Origin of the sequence: Cytobacillus dafuensis (genome assembly GCF_007995155.1) — a bacterium.
Classification (GTDB): domain Bacteria; phylum Bacillota; class Bacilli; order Bacillales; family Cytobacillaceae; genus Cytobacillus; species Cytobacillus dafuensis.
The window spans coordinates 3,054,379-3,069,399 of the sequence record NZ_CP042593.1; the positions used below are offsets into that span (position 1 = coordinate 3,054,379).

The window sequence follows — 15,021 nt, forward strand, 5'->3', positions numbered from 1 at the left end:
ATTATTAACTACATTAATTGTTGTTCATGCTGTCGCAACTTTAAATCCGAACTCATCAACACCATAAAGTGTTATGGTATAAATTCCATTTGGCTGCCCCTGTTTTGGAGATCCATTTGCCTGCTTCAACCATTCACGTATTCTTTTCATCTGGAGCATATGTAAACTTATGGTGTTTTTAAAATTCTCCTCAATAATTCCCATATGCTTAGTGGATGCATTTCCATAAAGGCTTCTCTGCGTCTTAAGTATTTCTTCTATTCCCTTTTGTGTTGTTCCTAAATCGTTTGTCCTGATGTCATCATGAGCAAATGAATGACCAGTACTAGTTGCCAAAACTACTGCAGTAGCCAAGCGCGAAAAGCAATTGTTTTCTTAGATCTTTTTTTCATCCCATGAAACACTTATAATTTTTTTCTTAACTTGATAGTTCCCCCCCTTCTCCTAATCGATAATTTTAACGAATCACAAATAAAACTAATAAATTGCAATTCTATCCTTATTATCACATGTTCTAATTTTTCTGAAAATTAAACATAAGGAGTAAAATTTATATACTATTTGTTCTACACCAACATAAAACAAAAGATTTATTTCGCATTTCCTAGTTGTAAGAAAACCATTTTAAACGATACTGGAAACTTTGTAGGACAGGTATGCCATATAGAGGCAGCTATGCCTGGTGGAGAGAGATTTAATCCAAATCAAACGAACGGGGAACGGAGAGCATTTAGTAATTTAATTTTCAGCAATATGAACTTTGGAAGCAAAACTTTCTAACAAGCAAAAAAGCCTGTGGTTTAAGCGCTACTTAAAACGCTTCCCCGACAGGCTTTGAATATATACTTTTTACTTTGAAGTAAGAATGACCGTTCTTAATTCTTTCAAGCTTAGTGTCATATAATCGATCATTGCTTCAATATCATTCATTTGTTCCTCGTATACTAACCGGTTGAATGCAACAACAACCTCATTTGTTATTAAGGATTGATTAGAGAACGGATCACTCAATATCAATTGCTTGATAGAGCGCTCCTCTCCCCATATTGCCTTTAATGTCTCTTCTATTTTTTGAAAAATAGATGTTTCATATTGATGCTTGAATGAAACCTTTACGAATATCTGACAACCTGCTAGCTTGTCTGAATGTGCTGATTGTAAGAGTTCAGCTGCTAGGTTTTCAAGCCCAGCTTCCATAATAAATGTACAATATAAGTCATGCTGACAGTTCGGTTGATCAGTAAAGGAGACCTCATATCTTCTTGAGAGCTTTGCAGCATTAATGTAATCATTTCGATCAAAAATGCTTAGTTCTCCATCTAAATCACGGTCATATAATGCCCCTTCAATGACAACCTTCATATTTTCAAATGCTGTTGGATCAAACATATTTTCACCTTTTAGAATAGTCCAATTGCCTTTCCATTTTCGTCAACGTCCATTTTCAAAGCAGCTGGTAATTTAGGCAAACCTGGCATTGTCATAACCTCACCCGTAAGTGCAACAATAAACCCTGCACCAATAGAAGGCTTAAGTTCTCTAATTGTTATCGTAAAATCAGTAGGACGGCCGAGCTTTGTTGGATCATCTGAGAGCGAATATTGAGTTTTGGCCATACAAATTGGCAAATGCCCCCAGCCAAAGCCATCAAAATCCTGAAGCTGTTTTTTCGCTTTTGGTGAAAATTCAACCTTTTCAGCGCCATAAACCTTTTGAGCAATCGTTAATATCTTATCCTCAAGAGGGTCAGAAAGATCATATAAAGGCTGGAAATTAGACTCTGCTTTTTCGATCACATCAAGTAATTTATGGGCAAGATCAACTCCACCAGCTCCACCTTTTTCCCATACCTCTGTCAATGACACAGGAATGTTTTCCTGCTTACAAAGATCCACTAACATATTCACTTCATTTTCTGTATCGGTTATAAATCGATTAATAGCAACAACAAAAGGCAGGCCAAAGCTTTGAATCGTTTCGATATGCTTCTTTAGGTTAGAGTATCCAATTGTTAGAGCATGTACATCTTCTCTACCAAGGTCATTTTTCGGCACGCCTCCGTGCATCTTTAGTGCCCTAATTGTAGCAACAATTACAACGGCCTCTGGCTTAATTCCTGCGCTTCTTGCTTTAATATGTAAAAACTTCTCTGCACCTAAGTCCGCACCGAAGCCGCCCTCTGTAATGACATAATCCGCGAGCTTTGAAGCTGTTTTGGTTGCAATTACACTATTGCAGCCGTGGGCAATATTTGCAAACGGACCGCCGTGAATAAAGGCCGGTGTATGTTCAATCGTTTGAACAAGATTAGGTTTCACTGCTTCTTTTAAAAGCATTGTTAAGGCGCCTTGGACACCTAAATCTGCTACAGTAACTGGCTGTTTATCAAAATTGTAGGCTACAACCATACGGCCAAGTCTTTCTTTTAAATTTTGTAAATCGGTTGCTAAGCATAGAACAGCCATAATTTCAGATGCAACCGTAATATCAAATCCATCTTCTCGAGGAACTCCTTGGACTGGCCCTCCTAAACCGATTACAATCTTTCTCAGAGCACGGTCATTTATGTCTAAAGCACGCTTCCATACAATTCTACGTTGATCTATTTGTAGCTGGTTTCCTTGTTGAAGGTGATTATCGATGAATGCTGCAAGTGCATTATTAGCTGTCGTAATGGCATGTAGGTCTCCAGTAAAATGCAAATTAATATCTTCCATTGGCAATACTTGAGAGTAACCTCCGCCAGTCGCACCTCCTTTAACACCCATTGTCGGACCAAGTGAAGGCTCACGCATAGCAATAATTGCTTTCTTGCCTATTTTAGTAAAGGCATCACCGAGTCCAACTGTAACCGTTGATTTACCTTCACCAGCCGGAGTTGGATTGATGGAAGTAACAAGAATAATTTTTCCACTTTTTTTCGTTTCAATCTTTTTTAATGATTCTGTTGTTAATTTCGCTTTATACCTTCCAAATAGTTCAAGATCATCCTCATTAATGCCAAGTTTTTCTGCGATTTCAATAATTGGTTTCATTGGTGATTGTTGAGCGATTTCAATGTCTGATTTAACGGTTGGTTTTACATTCATTTTTATCCCCCTAGGCATCCAATAATGTAAGCGATTACTACTTCATTATTGTACCATTTATTATATCTTTAGTAGATAGAGAATTTGGAATTTTATTTTAACATCAAAAATAAAAATTGCTCCTGCGATAATTCATCATTATAATAGATTTAATTAAATTTTCTAAAAAAAGGGGATGATGAGTTGCCAATTAAGATTCCAAAGCTCTTGCCAGCTAGAGAAATATTAGAGGAAGAAAATATTTTTGTTATGGACGATTATCGGGCAAATACGCAGGATATCAGACCATTAAATATACTAATCTTAAATTTAATGCCTGAAAAGGAGAAGACTGAGGCACAACTACTGAGGCTGCTTGGAAATACCCCGCTTCAAGTTAATATTTCTTTTCTGAAAACTGCTACACACGAATCAAAGAACACGAGTCCAATGCATTTAGAACAGTTTTATACGACTTTTTCAGAAATTAAACACCGTAAATATGACGGAATGATTATAACAGGAGCCCCTATTGAATTGCTTCCTTTTGAACAGGTGAATTACTGGGAAGAGCTTACTGAAATTATGGATTGGACAACAAAAAATGTGACTTCAACCCTTCATATTTGCTGGGGAGCACAAGCTGCATTATATCACCATTTCGGAATAAGAAAATACGAGCTTTCAAGTAAATGCTCAGGAGTCTTTATGCACCAAGTCCTTGATCATTCAGAAACATTATTAAGAGGATTTGACGATATTTTTCTAGCACCACACTCAAGAAATACAGATGTATACATAGAAGAACTACAAAATCAACCGACACTAAAATTACTCTCTTATTCTGAAGAGGCTGGTCCGTTCATTATTTGTGCAAACAATGGAAAGCAAATTATGATTACGGGGCATTTAGAATATGAAGCTAGTACTCTAGCCGAGGAGTACAGAAGGGATGTTACGAAGGGGTTGGACATTCAAGTCCCTGAACATTATTTTCCGAATGATGACCCTACGAAAAAACCATTAAATACTTGGAGGTCACATGCCCATCTATTGTTTTCTAATTGGCTGAATTATTATGTGTATCAAGAAACACCATTTGAATGGGATTAATTGGAATATCATTATAAAAGCCCGGTAAACACCGGGCTTCGTTTAAACAAAAAATTATGATTTTATGATTGCTGAGATAAATAAACTTCCTCAAAAGGCTGAACCACTACGAAGCCATTTCCAGAAAACTTCATTTGAATAGATTCTCCACTGCCCCTGCCAATGAATGTTTTAAAGGAAACATCTGTCACGAATTCTGGTTGAAGATTTCCTGACCAAGCAACAGTTGCATTCGGGTCTGTAAATACAGGATTATTTGGAGTAACATGCAAAGTTAATGGTTCATAATGGGACGTGATAGCTACCATACCGGTACCTTCTAATCGTACATTGAAGAGCCCGCCCGAAAGCATTCCTGCTACTCGTTTCATTAATTTTATATCCCATTTAATAGTGGGCTCAAAAGCTAATAAATCATTTCCATTTACAAAAATAGATTCTCCTTGTAAACGAAGAATTGAGATTTTTTTCCCTTGATCGGCTAAATATAATTTTCCATTTCCAGTTGCTTTCATTAAGGAGGATCCTTCTCCTGTTAGTGCTTTTTTGAACATCTTCCCTAAACCATGCTCAAGGATGCCTTCCCTCTCAAATTTGATATTACCTCGATAGGAAACCATCGCTCCCGTCTTGGCCCAAATTTGATTAGTTAAATTTATTTCTAGCATTCTTGGATTTTCTAGTTCGAATAATCCTTCCCCTTTGTCTTGCTGCTGTGTTTGATTTACAAAATCCTCAAGAGAATATCGACTCATATTACAGCTCCTCCTTTTATTGCTTTACATTTCTTAACATGAACACCCACATAAATGAAAGTGATTGCCTTAATTCTGTAGAAATAGATCCAATTGGCAGCTGATCAGCACCCTTTTTATAAACACCGAACTCAGCTATTTTTTCCCAACTATTTTCCTTAGCGAGTTTTTCAAATTCCCATGGCATCATTGTATTGCAGATGACTCTTTCACCATATAATCGAGGGTAGCTATTTAACCTTGGAGCAGCTGTGGGGCCTAGAATCCCAATACAGGCTAGTCCACCTGGCTTCACAACCCTTTGAACTTCTTTTAACACAAAAAGTGGATGTTCAGTCCACTCTAATGAATTAATAGCCATAACTCCATCTAAAGAATGATTAGAAAATGGAAGAACAGAGATATCGCCTTTAATAAATTGAGCCGAATTATCTGTATTCGTTTCTTTGGCTTTCAAAATCATTTCCTCTGAAACATCAATCCCTATCACAGAATATCCGAGTTCAACTAGCTTTAAGGAACCAAAACCATCTCCACAGCCTAAATCACAAATGGTGCTGCCTGCAGGAACATGATTCGCAATAAAGGGGGCTATATCCTTTCTGCTGCCGTTATCCCACATATCTCGACTCTTCGAATTCCAGCTGCTCGATTTTTCATCCCACTGTTTCTCTGATTCTTCACTCCATCGAAATTGACTCATCCAATTCCTCACTTTCTCATTTTACGAAAATACCTTTAAAGTCTAACATTCTTATATTTCGCTATGAAGCAAAAGATTCCTTTGATTAGAAAGAAGAAAATCATGAAACAATAGAAATAGCTAATAAGAACAATAGGAGGATTTGAATGCTTAATGAACAATTAATAGCCGTTTACCGTAATTATCATGGAGATATTATCAGCTTTAAGACTTCAAGTGGACGAATTATTTCTTATCAAAAAGCTTTACAAGAGGCAGAAAATGGGATCATTACTGGGGTGAATATTGTAGAAGGAACGGATGAACAACCACTTATTTTAATTCCTATGACCAATTCCTCATTTGATGACTTACCAAATATGTATTAAGAAAAGTGCATAACGCCCTCTTAACAATCAATGAGAAAGGGAGCTGCAAAAATATTGCAGCTCCCCTTTCTCATTCCTCATTTTTCCTTTGAATATCACGTAACGCTTCAACCCGGTTATCATCTTCCTCAAAAAACTGCACTAAATCGCCGATCCTATCGATTGCATCCCAGCTTAGGTGATGTTCAATACCTTCTACATCATTGTAAATATTTTCTTCCTTCACTCCTAATAAACGAAGAAGCTGTTCAAGGAGTTCATGGCGATAAACAAGCCTTTTCCCTATTTTATTTCCTTTAGGAGTTAAAATCAGTCCTCTGTATTTTTCATAAATGAGATATTCATCTTTATCAAGCTTCTGAACCATTTTTGTTACAGAGGAGGGATGAACGGAAAGGGCTTCTGCAATATCCGAGACACGTGCATATCCTTTCTCATCAATTAAAATATATATTTGTTCAATATAGTCCTCCATACTAGGTGTTGGCATCCCATACCCTCCCATAAAAACTTTACACTTTCATTTTGTTCTCTTATTTAATCATCATTACAATATATGAATAATGCATATTCAAGTGACTAGCCCAATAAAAAGTGAACCAGTCTATAATAATTTCAAATCTCGATTGCCTTTAAAAAGTTTACTACACTTAGAATGGGGAGACAAGGATATCAATCACATTTAAGACAATTACCCATTAGAAAAGGAAAAATTAATCTTTTTTTCTTTTTCTTCCCATACTATTTTTGCAGAGAATGATCTCTCTTTGCTACTAAAACCTTCAATCTCTTCCGTTACACCGTCTTTTAATAGCTGTTTTATTAATTTTTGTGTTAGTGCTTTCCCTAATATATTTTTAGAAATTGTAAAATTGCATTTTGTTTTACTATAGTTCGTGCACCCGTAAAAACTTCCTTTATCAATAACTTTACCATCACAAAGCTTGCAGTTGCCTAAATAGCTTGTTCTTTTATACTTGCTCTTCCCTGGCGTAAAGCCAGATCTCTCTTCCTCATTAAATGTCCAGCTACTTGAATTATTCAGCCCAGCTTCGATTAAATGTGAGACCATTTTATTTGTTTGTTCCATAAATTGGCTAGGAGAAGCTTGTCCTTCTGAAATATTTTTTAGTCTTTGTTCCCATTTTGCGGTCATTTCAGGAGAGGCAAGAATTTCATTCCCAATTGCAGAGATTAGTATTTTTGCCTTTGAAGTAGCATAGACAAGGTTTTTCTTAATTTCAATATAATTACGATCCTTTAGCATCGTTATTATGCCAGCTCTCGTCGCTTCCGTACCTAATCCTTCTGTTTTCATTAAAACCTTTTCTAACTCTTTATCTTCAATATGCTTGCCAGCTGATTTCATCAATGTAATTAGCTGACCTTCCGTATATCTTTTAGGAGGCTGTGTTTTACTTTCTTTTACCTCAGCCTTATTAACTTTTCCTTTTTCCCCCACTTGCAATTGAGGCAATTCAGGTTCATTTTCTTTTTCATATTGAGGAATGACCATTCTCCAGCCCTCCTCAAGCTGAACCTTTCCTTTCGATTGAAATTCTGCTCTCCCATCAACGATTGTTTTCACTGTCGTGTATTCAGTGACTGCCTTCCCATAATGAGCAGCAATTAAGCTTCTCACAATTAGGTCATATAACTTTCTTTCATCAGGAGAAAGCTTCTCAAGATTAGGCACCTGCTCAGTTGGAATGATGGCATAGTGGTCTGTTACCTTTTTATCGTTTACAAACCTTTTATTTTCCATTAATGAAATAGAAGGCACCGGGAAGAAGCTCTTATAATCATCAATTCTTTCAATTTTCTTAAGCGTTTCCGGAAATATTTCTGCTTCCCCTTTTGTGACATGTCTGGAATCTGAACGAGGATATGAGACAATTCCCTTTTGATAGAGTTTTTGTAAAACATCTAGAGTTTTCTTGGGTGGAAACTTAAATCGACGATTCGCATCAGCTTGAAGTGCTGATAAATTATAGAGAAGTGGAGGAAGAAATTCCTTCTTTTCAGCCTTAACCTCAGTTATTTCAACCTCTTTATTCTGGCAAAAAGCAGCGATTTTCTCAGCTAACTCCTTTGTTTTTATCCTAGATTCTTTATCCTTTTCCCATTTCCCCGTATATTTTTTCCCTCCAATATTGAAATTGGCTTGAACCTCCCAAAAGGCCTCTGACACAAAGCTTTCAATCTCGTTTTCTCTCTTTACAATTAGAGCAAGTGTCGGAGTTTGCACTCTTCCTACCGAAAAAACATCGGAAAACCCCTTCTGCTGTAAGAGTAAACTATATAGACGTGAAGCGTTCATACCTACAACCCAATCGGCACAAGCCCTTGTATATGCCTCATAATATAGGTTTCTAGTATCTGATTCACTTAATAATGAGATAAAACCTTCCTTTATGGATTTTGGTGTAAGTGATGAAATCCATAGCCGTTTCATAGGCAGTTTTGCATTGGTAAGACGGAGAATGTTTCTTATTATTAACTCACCCTCTCTTCCAGCATCTCCTGCATGAATTACTTCTGTTAGAGCAGGGTTAGAAATAAGGTTCTTAATAATATTAAACTGCTTTGCTTTATCCTTTGTCACTTCATAGTTAAATTGATTAGGTATGATTGGCAATGTCGAAAGTGACCATTTTTTCCATTTAGAATCGTACTTCTCCGGTGCAGAAAGCTGGCAAAGATGCCCAACTGCCCAAGTTACATAAGCTCCCTTCGGAAAAACTTCATTGGGAAATATTTCTACAAATCCTTGATACTTTTTCATTTTAAATACAGAAGCCAACGTCAATCCTTGGTCAGGCTTTTCCGCAATAATGAGTTTCATAATCCAGATCACTTCCAGTTTTCTTTAAACAATATAATATCTATCTTAATACTAATGAATTGTATTGAAAAGAACTAGAATATCTTAAAAAGAAAAAAGCTAATCGTTAGGAATCACCCCGATTAGCTCAAAACCACCATTATTGGTTTGCTTTTTTAACCCATTCTGCAACGGTAACTGTACGTTTTGCCTGATGTTTTACAGCCGCTTGTACATCCTCAATCATTTTTCCGTCTTGACCAACTGTTACACTTGTTCCGTACGGATTGCCTCCAGCAGCAAATGTAACTGGATCTGTAAAGCCTGGAGCTGCAACAATGGCACCCCAATGATACATCGATGTATAGAGCGATAAAATGGTTGCCTCTTGTCCACCATGAGGATTTTGTGCAGAGCTCATTGCACTAACCACCTTATTTGCAAGTTTTCCATGAAACCATAGCCCACCTGTTGTATCTAAAAATGCCTGTACCTGTGAAGGTTTACTTCCAAAACGGGTTGGAACACTGAAAATGATTGCATCCGCCCATTCTAAATCATTTAATGTTACCTCAGGAACATTCTGAGTTGCATCATAATGAGCTTTCCATGCTGGATTTGATTCAATGGCAGCTTGAGGAGCCGTTTCAGGTACTTTTAATACTTTAACCTCAGCACCTACTTCTTTCGCTCCTTCTTCCGCCCATTTTGCCAATTGATAGTTTGTGCCACCAGAACTATAATAGATAACGGCTAATTTTACATTTGTCATTGTTTCTTCCTCCTTATTCACTGATCTACCAAATAATTTATCTAAAAAACCCATTTTCTGTACCACCTTTTATATTGTTTGTATTTACGTTCATATTATTAATAGAATCTACCCCTTTAAATTGGAAATTTAATTTTCAACTGAGACTTATTCCTAAATGAAATAGTACTTATCCAAAAAAATCACATGCTTGTACTATTCTAAAATATATTTTTAAACCATTGGGCAGCTGCGTTCACTTCCTCAAAGGTTAATTGATGACCGCGATTTTCCCAATGCAGCTCTACCTTCGCACCGGCATTTACTAATATTGTCTCAAGTTCTTCAGATTCTTGCGCCGAGCATATCGGATCATTTGTTCCTGCACCGATAAAGACGTACTTCCCTGAAAGATCCGGTAAATCGATTCCCCTTCTTGGAACCATCGGATGATGCAAAATTGCTCCTTTTAATGCATCTTGATAATGAAACATTAAGCTTGCAGCAATATTCGCACCGTTGGAGTATCCGACTGCTACAATATTTTTCCTTTCAAACTCATATTTCTCAGCTGCTTCATTTAGAAACTGATATAACTCTTTTGTCCGAAAAACTAGGTCCTCTTCATCAAATATGCCTTCAGCTAATCTTCTAAAAAAACGTGGCATTCCATTTTCGAGAATATTCCCACGCACGCTAAGAATGGATGCTTCTTCATTAATTTTTCCCGCAAGAGGCAATAAGTCTAATTCATTCCCTCCTGTTCCATGTAATAATAACAAGATTGGTTTTAAAGGATCTTTACCTTTTTGAAATAAATGTTTCATCTTTTGTCTCCTTTCATTTCTTAATCTTTATCTAGATAGTTCTCTCACTTCAATTGGGATTAATGACTTTATTAGCCTCTCCCTATAGTGTTCATACTGGCTAGGAAGCTTTAACTCAGAACCCATCGTCTCTTTAGATTCATCATGAGCAAAACCTGGTGGATCTGTGGCAATTTCGAAAAGTATTTCTCCGTATTCCCTAAAATAAATGGCATTGAAGTAATTTCTGTCTTGAACAGGTGTTACACCATACCCTTTGCTTTCAATATAATTCTTCCAATCCAATTGATCCTTATCATCATTTGCACGCCATGCGATATGATGGACTGTTCCTACACCCATTTGCCCTCTGCCACTTGAAATCTTTTTCAAATCTATCACATTTCCAATGTCACCAATGGATTTAAAGCGGATAAACTCCCCATCTTCACTGACTTTTTCAAGCCCCATTGCCTTCTCTAGCAATTCAGCTGTCTTATTAGGTTGTGATGAAAATAATGTTGCTCCACCAAAGCCTTTAATCGCTACATCAGCAGTAACGCCACCAAATTCCCACGTGTTTTTCGCTCCTTCTTCTCTTTCCACAATTTCTAATTTCAACCCATGCGGATCAGAAAAACTTACATATTGTTCCTCAAATCGTTCTTCTTTAGTAAAAGGGATTTTGAATTTTCCTAACCTTTTTTCCCAGAAGGCAAGCGCACCCGTCGGAACTACATAGGATGTAACTCCTACCTGTCCGTCACCAATTCGCCCATTATACGCATTTGGCCAAGGAAAAAACGTAATTATCGTTCCTGGCTTACCACCTTCATTTCCGAAATATAGATGATATGTTCCAGGATCATCAAAATTGACGGTTTGCTTGACTAATCGTAATCCTAACACACCAGAATAAAAATCTATATTTTCTTGTGGATGTCCAACAATTGCTGTTATATGGTGAATACCCATTGTTTTCTTAGGCATATTTAATCTCTCCTTTTTTTATAAATCTAATATTTATTATTTTTTCCATAGTCATTACATCTACTATTTATATGCAATCGATTTATCTCAAATTAAAATATCTTTAATTCGAGATAATATTATTACATTCTTTTCTCTATGTCAATGTAAAATATTGACGTACACCTTTTTTAATTAACAAATTATTTTTTCAAACGTTTATAAAATTTTTTCTAATACAAATTTAAAACATCAATCACTTTTTCTTCTTTATTAAAAAAAACGGCATTCGCCGTTTTCATTTTTTCACATATAAGGTCTAATCATAAGATTCTCTTGAATATAACATTTATCTTTACTGACAATATTTGAAACCGTTAATATTAATGAGGGAATTTTTTCAACATTAAATACGATGAGTCCGATTTGATTGTCCATTATAATGAATGACTCCCAATGGGAGAAATATGGCAGTTTATTTCCTAATTGTATAATGGAACTGACAATTATTTTCCTGATTTCTGAATCAATTTGAATGTGAGGAGAAAATCGTAAAATCCAATCATCAGCTCCAATAGAAAATCGGAACATTTGCTCACCTTCTAATAAATTTTATTAAGATTAATCTGTAAACCACCCTTTTCGTTTTATTCCCACCTCCATCACTTACTACAAGAGGCTGGCATTAAAGTAAAAAACATCTTAATTAATAATAGTTATGAGGGAAAACACATAATATGATTTCCTTTATTTACTAAAAAAATTTTATAGAGAGTGAATCATAAAATGATAGAAAGATAACACAAAGAATATTTTTTAAATATTTCAAATTTTATAGTTTTTTTTAAAAAAAAGTCCCAAAACTCCTTGACTGCTTACTTCCATTCGTGTATATTAAAATCATCATTTAACAGAATATATTTCCGCTATTTCTAATAATATCTGTTTTTTATTTTGTTGAGTGGTAATATTTATCTTGGACACCAATTGTGTCTTGAAAGGCTTAGGAGGAAAGTTATCATGCAAAACGGTAAAGTAAAATGGTTTAATAATGAAAAAGGTTTCGGTTTTATCGAAGTTGAAGGCGGAGACGATGTATTCGTACACTTCACTGCTATTACAGGAGACGGCTTCAAATCTCTTGAAGAAGGCCAAGAAGTTTCTTTCGAAATCGTTGAAGGAAACCGTGGACCACAAGCTGCAAATGTTGTAAAACTATAATCTTGTAAATAATCAGGCTGGCAACTATTTGTCAGCCTTTATTTATTTTTCATTTCTTTTCTTCTGAAAGCTTGCTTCCAAAAGCTTTTATTTGTTCACCGACCGTACACTTTGTAATACAAAACCTATGTGCATACCTACGGCCCTTTTCCTCTTTGTGAAATTTAAACAAAAAACAGTCTTTACAATATGTGATCATTAAGTATTCGACTTCATCAATTATTTGCTTTCTCTTCATTCATTTAACACCATCCTTCTAACCAACTAAATCACTTGCATTTTGCTATTAATTATTTTTCCTTCAAGTGCTTGAGTTGCAAGCTTATCAGCTTCTTTGTTTCCGGATCTTGGAATTGGTGTATACCTAGCCTCGATATTAAGGGATTTAATCTTTTCTTCAATGCGGTCGAGCCATCGGTTAAGGTTCTCTTCATAACACGGCCATTCCCCTTTTAGCTGCATTAATACACCTTGGGAGTCTCCTTTAAACTCGCAAATCATATGATGAACACTCATCTCTTCAAGTAAGTTCAACGTATGATACATAGCAGCATATTCAGCTTCATTATTATTTTCAATTTCATTAATCAAAGCATTCGCTCGAATACGATACTTCTTTTTACCTTGCTTATAATAAATAATAGCACCTAACCCTGCTTGAGATGTCACTTTATTATATCCTCCGTCAAAAAATATCGTTAAGTCGTGAGGTTCTTCTTCAATCTCTGCAAGCAGTTTACGCATTTCTTTTGTACTCCATGTTGTCCCCAATTCATCATGATAAACTAAATTCGTTCCTTTCCCGCTCTTCTCAATATCTTCCCCAATTAGTAATGCCGTTTCACCTTCTAACCAATCGGAATTAAAGGTTACTCCATCTTTTCCTTTTATTTTATAAGTCCATTCCAATTTATATTTCATTTTTTTCAACCTTTCTAAGGTTTTACTTTATCGCAAATTAATGGGGAAATTCACCCCACTGACGCAAGTATCACTTTATGGTACACTTATTTTATCTTACCCTGGTATGGGTTTAAATAAAAATTTCTATTAGTTTTTGGAGGATGGATTTTTGATTGAAGTATATATTGATGGCGCAAGTGCAGGCAATCCAGGTCCTAGTGGAGCGGGAATTTTCATAAAAGGTAATGGGATTGTTGAAAAAATCGCCATTCCACTTGGTAATATGGAGAATCATGAAGCTGAATACTATGCATTGATTAAAGCACTTGAAATCTGTATTGAGCGAGGCTATAAAATTGTCTCATTCCGAACAGACTCTCAAGCAGTTAATCGGGCGATTGAAAAAGAATATGCCAAAAATAAAGTATATGCACCTCTTCTGGAAAAAGCACTTAGTTTAAGTAAAGAACTAGATTTATTCTTTATGAAATGGATACCTAGCTCTGAAAACAAATCAGCAGATGAATTGGCTAGATCAGCTATCCGTAAAAATAAATAAGGGGATGATTATAGAATTGAAAAAATCTGTTTTATTTGCTGATGCGAGTCTATTGCTTATTGCTTTCATTTGGGGAGCTACATTCGTCTTAGTTCAAAATGCTATCGCTTTTTTAGAACCTTTTTCATTTAATGGAGTTAGATTTTCCATCGCTGCCATTTTACTTGGAAGCTGGCTACTTGTTTTTGAAAGAAAACAGCTAAAACATTTTAATAAAAAATTGATAATATCTGGAATTATTATTGGCATTTTTTTGTTTATAGGCTATGCTTTTCAAACTCTTGGCTTATTATTTACGTCTTCTTCAAAAGCAGGCTTTATCACTGGATTAAGTGTTGTGCTCGTACCTCTATTTTCATTTTTTTTGTTAAAAATTAAACCTGGGAGAAATGCAATCATTGGTGTTTCTATCGCTACTTGTGGACTATATTTATTAACGATGACGGATTCTGTTTCCCTCAATATAGGGGATGGATATGTTTTTATTTGTGCAATCGGATTTGCTATGCATATTATTTTGACTGGAAAATATAGCAGTAAATTTCCATCACTTTTACTTACCGTCGTCCAAATTTTAACTGTCGCTGTTCTATCTATTGTCTTTGCATACTTGACTGAAGATTGGAAACAGGCAGTCCGCCCTGAAGTAATACTGCAAGGAAAAGTATTATCTGCTTTAATTATTACATCCGTATTTGCAACAGCACTGGCTTTTTTCGCACAAACAAGTTTTCAAAAATATACAACACCAACAAGAGTGGCATTAATTTTTGCTACGGAGCCGGTGTTTGCAGCTGGTACTGCATATATTTGGGCACATGAACGACTTTCTTATAGTGCTATCATAGGTTGTATACTTATCTTTGCAGGAATGATATTTGCAGAATTGCCACGAAAAAAGAAGAAACTTTCGATGAAAGAGGAACATAATGAAGCAGTATAGTTTTAATTGGAAGAATTAAGTCCATCTTGATTTCTTCC

At 35.7% G+C, this 15,021-nt stretch carries 18 protein-coding genes; 5 read left to right on the forward strand and 13 right to left on the reverse strand.

What is annotated here, in order from left to right; translation table 11 throughout:
- Positions 1-24 precede the first annotated feature (24 nt).
- From FSZ17_RS14485 to FSZ17_RS14500, 3 genes are all read right to left on the reverse strand, one after another.
- Positions 25-336: a hypothetical protein gene (locus FSZ17_RS14485; RefSeq protein WP_146846488.1), complete on the reverse strand. Its 312-nt coding sequence runs from the start codon at positions 334-336 to the stop codon at positions 25-27.
- Between the two features lie 513 nt (positions 337-849).
- Complete coding sequence (locus FSZ17_RS14495; RefSeq protein ID WP_057771260.1) at positions 850-1,389, reverse strand: hypothetical protein; 540 nt, start codon at positions 1,387-1,389, stop codon at positions 850-852.
- An 11-nt stretch (positions 1,390-1,400) separates the two neighbouring features.
- Positions 1,401-3,089, reverse strand: coding sequence for a formate--tetrahydrofolate ligase (locus tag FSZ17_RS14500; RefSeq protein WP_057771262.1), 1,689 nt, complete (start codon positions 3,087-3,089; stop codon positions 1,401-1,403).
- A gap of 183 nt (positions 3,090-3,272) precedes the next feature.
- On the opposite strand from FSZ17_RS14500, the gene metA reads away from it, so the two are divergent.
- Positions 3,273-4,181 carry a homoserine O-acetyltransferase MetA gene (gene metA / locus FSZ17_RS14505; protein ID WP_057771264.1) on the forward strand — a complete coding sequence of 303 codons (909 nt, stop codon included), beginning with the start codon at positions 3,273-3,275 and terminating at the stop codon, positions 4,179-4,181.
- Positions 4,182-4,243: 62 nt separating this feature from the next.
- Here metA and FSZ17_RS14510 read toward each other — a convergent pair whose 3' ends face one another.
- Positions 4,244-4,936: an AIM24 family protein gene (locus tag FSZ17_RS14510; protein ID WP_057771266.1), complete on the reverse strand. Its 693-nt coding sequence runs from the start codon at positions 4,934-4,936 to the stop codon at positions 4,244-4,246.
- A 16-nt stretch (positions 4,937-4,952) separates the two neighbouring features.
- On the reverse strand, positions 4,953-5,639 hold the full coding sequence (locus FSZ17_RS14515) for a class I SAM-dependent methyltransferase (protein ID WP_057771267.1): 687 nt from the start codon (positions 5,637-5,639) through the stop codon (positions 4,953-4,955).
- 146 nt (positions 5,640-5,785) lie between these two features.
- Between FSZ17_RS14515 and FSZ17_RS14520 the strand changes: the two genes are divergently transcribed.
- Positions 5,786-6,007, forward strand: a complete 222-nt coding sequence (locus FSZ17_RS14520) for a DUF3892 domain-containing protein (RefSeq protein WP_057771269.1) — start codon at positions 5,786-5,788, stop codon at positions 6,005-6,007.
- A 70-nt stretch (positions 6,008-6,077) separates the two neighbouring features.
- Here the strand turns inward: FSZ17_RS14520 and mntR are convergent, their stop codons facing one another.
- From mntR to FSZ17_RS14550, 6 genes are all read right to left on the reverse strand, one after another.
- Positions 6,078-6,497, reverse strand: a complete 420-nt coding sequence (gene mntR / locus FSZ17_RS14525) for a transcriptional regulator MntR (protein WP_057771271.1) — start codon at positions 6,495-6,497, stop codon at positions 6,078-6,080.
- Positions 6,498-6,698: 201 nt separating this feature from the next.
- Positions 6,699-8,852, reverse strand: a complete 2,154-nt coding sequence (locus tag FSZ17_RS14530) for a DNA topoisomerase III (protein WP_057771273.1) — start codon at positions 8,850-8,852, stop codon at positions 6,699-6,701.
- A gap of 139 nt (positions 8,853-8,991) precedes the next feature.
- Complete coding sequence (gene wrbA, locus FSZ17_RS14535) at positions 8,992-9,657, reverse strand: NAD(P)H:quinone oxidoreductase (RefSeq protein WP_057771275.1); 666 nt, start codon at positions 9,655-9,657, stop codon at positions 8,992-8,994.
- A gap of 146 nt (positions 9,658-9,803) precedes the next feature.
- Positions 9,804-10,409 carry an alpha/beta hydrolase gene (locus FSZ17_RS14540; RefSeq protein ID WP_057771277.1) on the reverse strand — a complete coding sequence of 202 codons (606 nt, stop codon included), beginning with the start codon at positions 10,407-10,409 and terminating at the stop codon, positions 9,804-9,806.
- Between the two features lie 27 nt (positions 10,410-10,436).
- A complete protein-coding gene (locus tag FSZ17_RS14545) occupies positions 10,437-11,378 on the reverse strand; it encodes a ring-cleaving dioxygenase (protein ID WP_057771278.1) in 942 nt (313 codons plus the stop codon).
- A gap of 285 nt (positions 11,379-11,663) precedes the next feature.
- Positions 11,664-11,948, reverse strand: a complete 285-nt coding sequence (locus FSZ17_RS14550) for a hypothetical protein (RefSeq protein WP_057771280.1) — start codon at positions 11,946-11,948, stop codon at positions 11,664-11,666.
- Positions 11,949-12,377: 429 nt separating this feature from the next.
- Between FSZ17_RS14550 and cspD the strand changes: the two genes are divergently transcribed.
- On the forward strand, positions 12,378-12,578 hold the full coding sequence (cspD, locus tag FSZ17_RS14555; RefSeq protein ID WP_057771282.1) for a cold-shock protein CspD: 201 nt from the start codon (positions 12,378-12,380) through the stop codon (positions 12,576-12,578).
- 49 nt (positions 12,579-12,627) lie between these two features.
- On the opposite strand, the gene FSZ17_RS14560 is transcribed toward cspD, so the two are convergent.
- On the reverse strand, positions 12,628-12,816 hold the full coding sequence (locus FSZ17_RS14560; protein WP_057771283.1) for a zinc-finger domain-containing protein: 189 nt from the start codon (positions 12,814-12,816) through the stop codon (positions 12,628-12,630).
- A gap of 26 nt (positions 12,817-12,842) precedes the next feature.
- Positions 12,843-13,499, reverse strand: a complete 657-nt coding sequence (locus FSZ17_RS14565) for a reverse transcriptase-like protein (RefSeq protein WP_057771286.1) — start codon at positions 13,497-13,499, stop codon at positions 12,843-12,845.
- Between the two features lie 151 nt (positions 13,500-13,650).
- Between FSZ17_RS14565 and FSZ17_RS14570 the strand changes: the two genes are divergently transcribed.
- Positions 13,651-14,040, forward strand: a complete 390-nt coding sequence (locus FSZ17_RS14570; RefSeq protein ID WP_057771288.1) for a reverse transcriptase-like protein — start codon at positions 13,651-13,653, stop codon at positions 14,038-14,040.
- 16 nt (positions 14,041-14,056) lie between these two features.
- Positions 14,057-14,983, forward strand: a complete 927-nt coding sequence (locus FSZ17_RS14575; RefSeq protein ID WP_228460219.1) for a DMT family transporter — start codon at positions 14,057-14,059, stop codon at positions 14,981-14,983.
- Positions 14,984-15,021 lie beyond the last annotated feature (38 nt).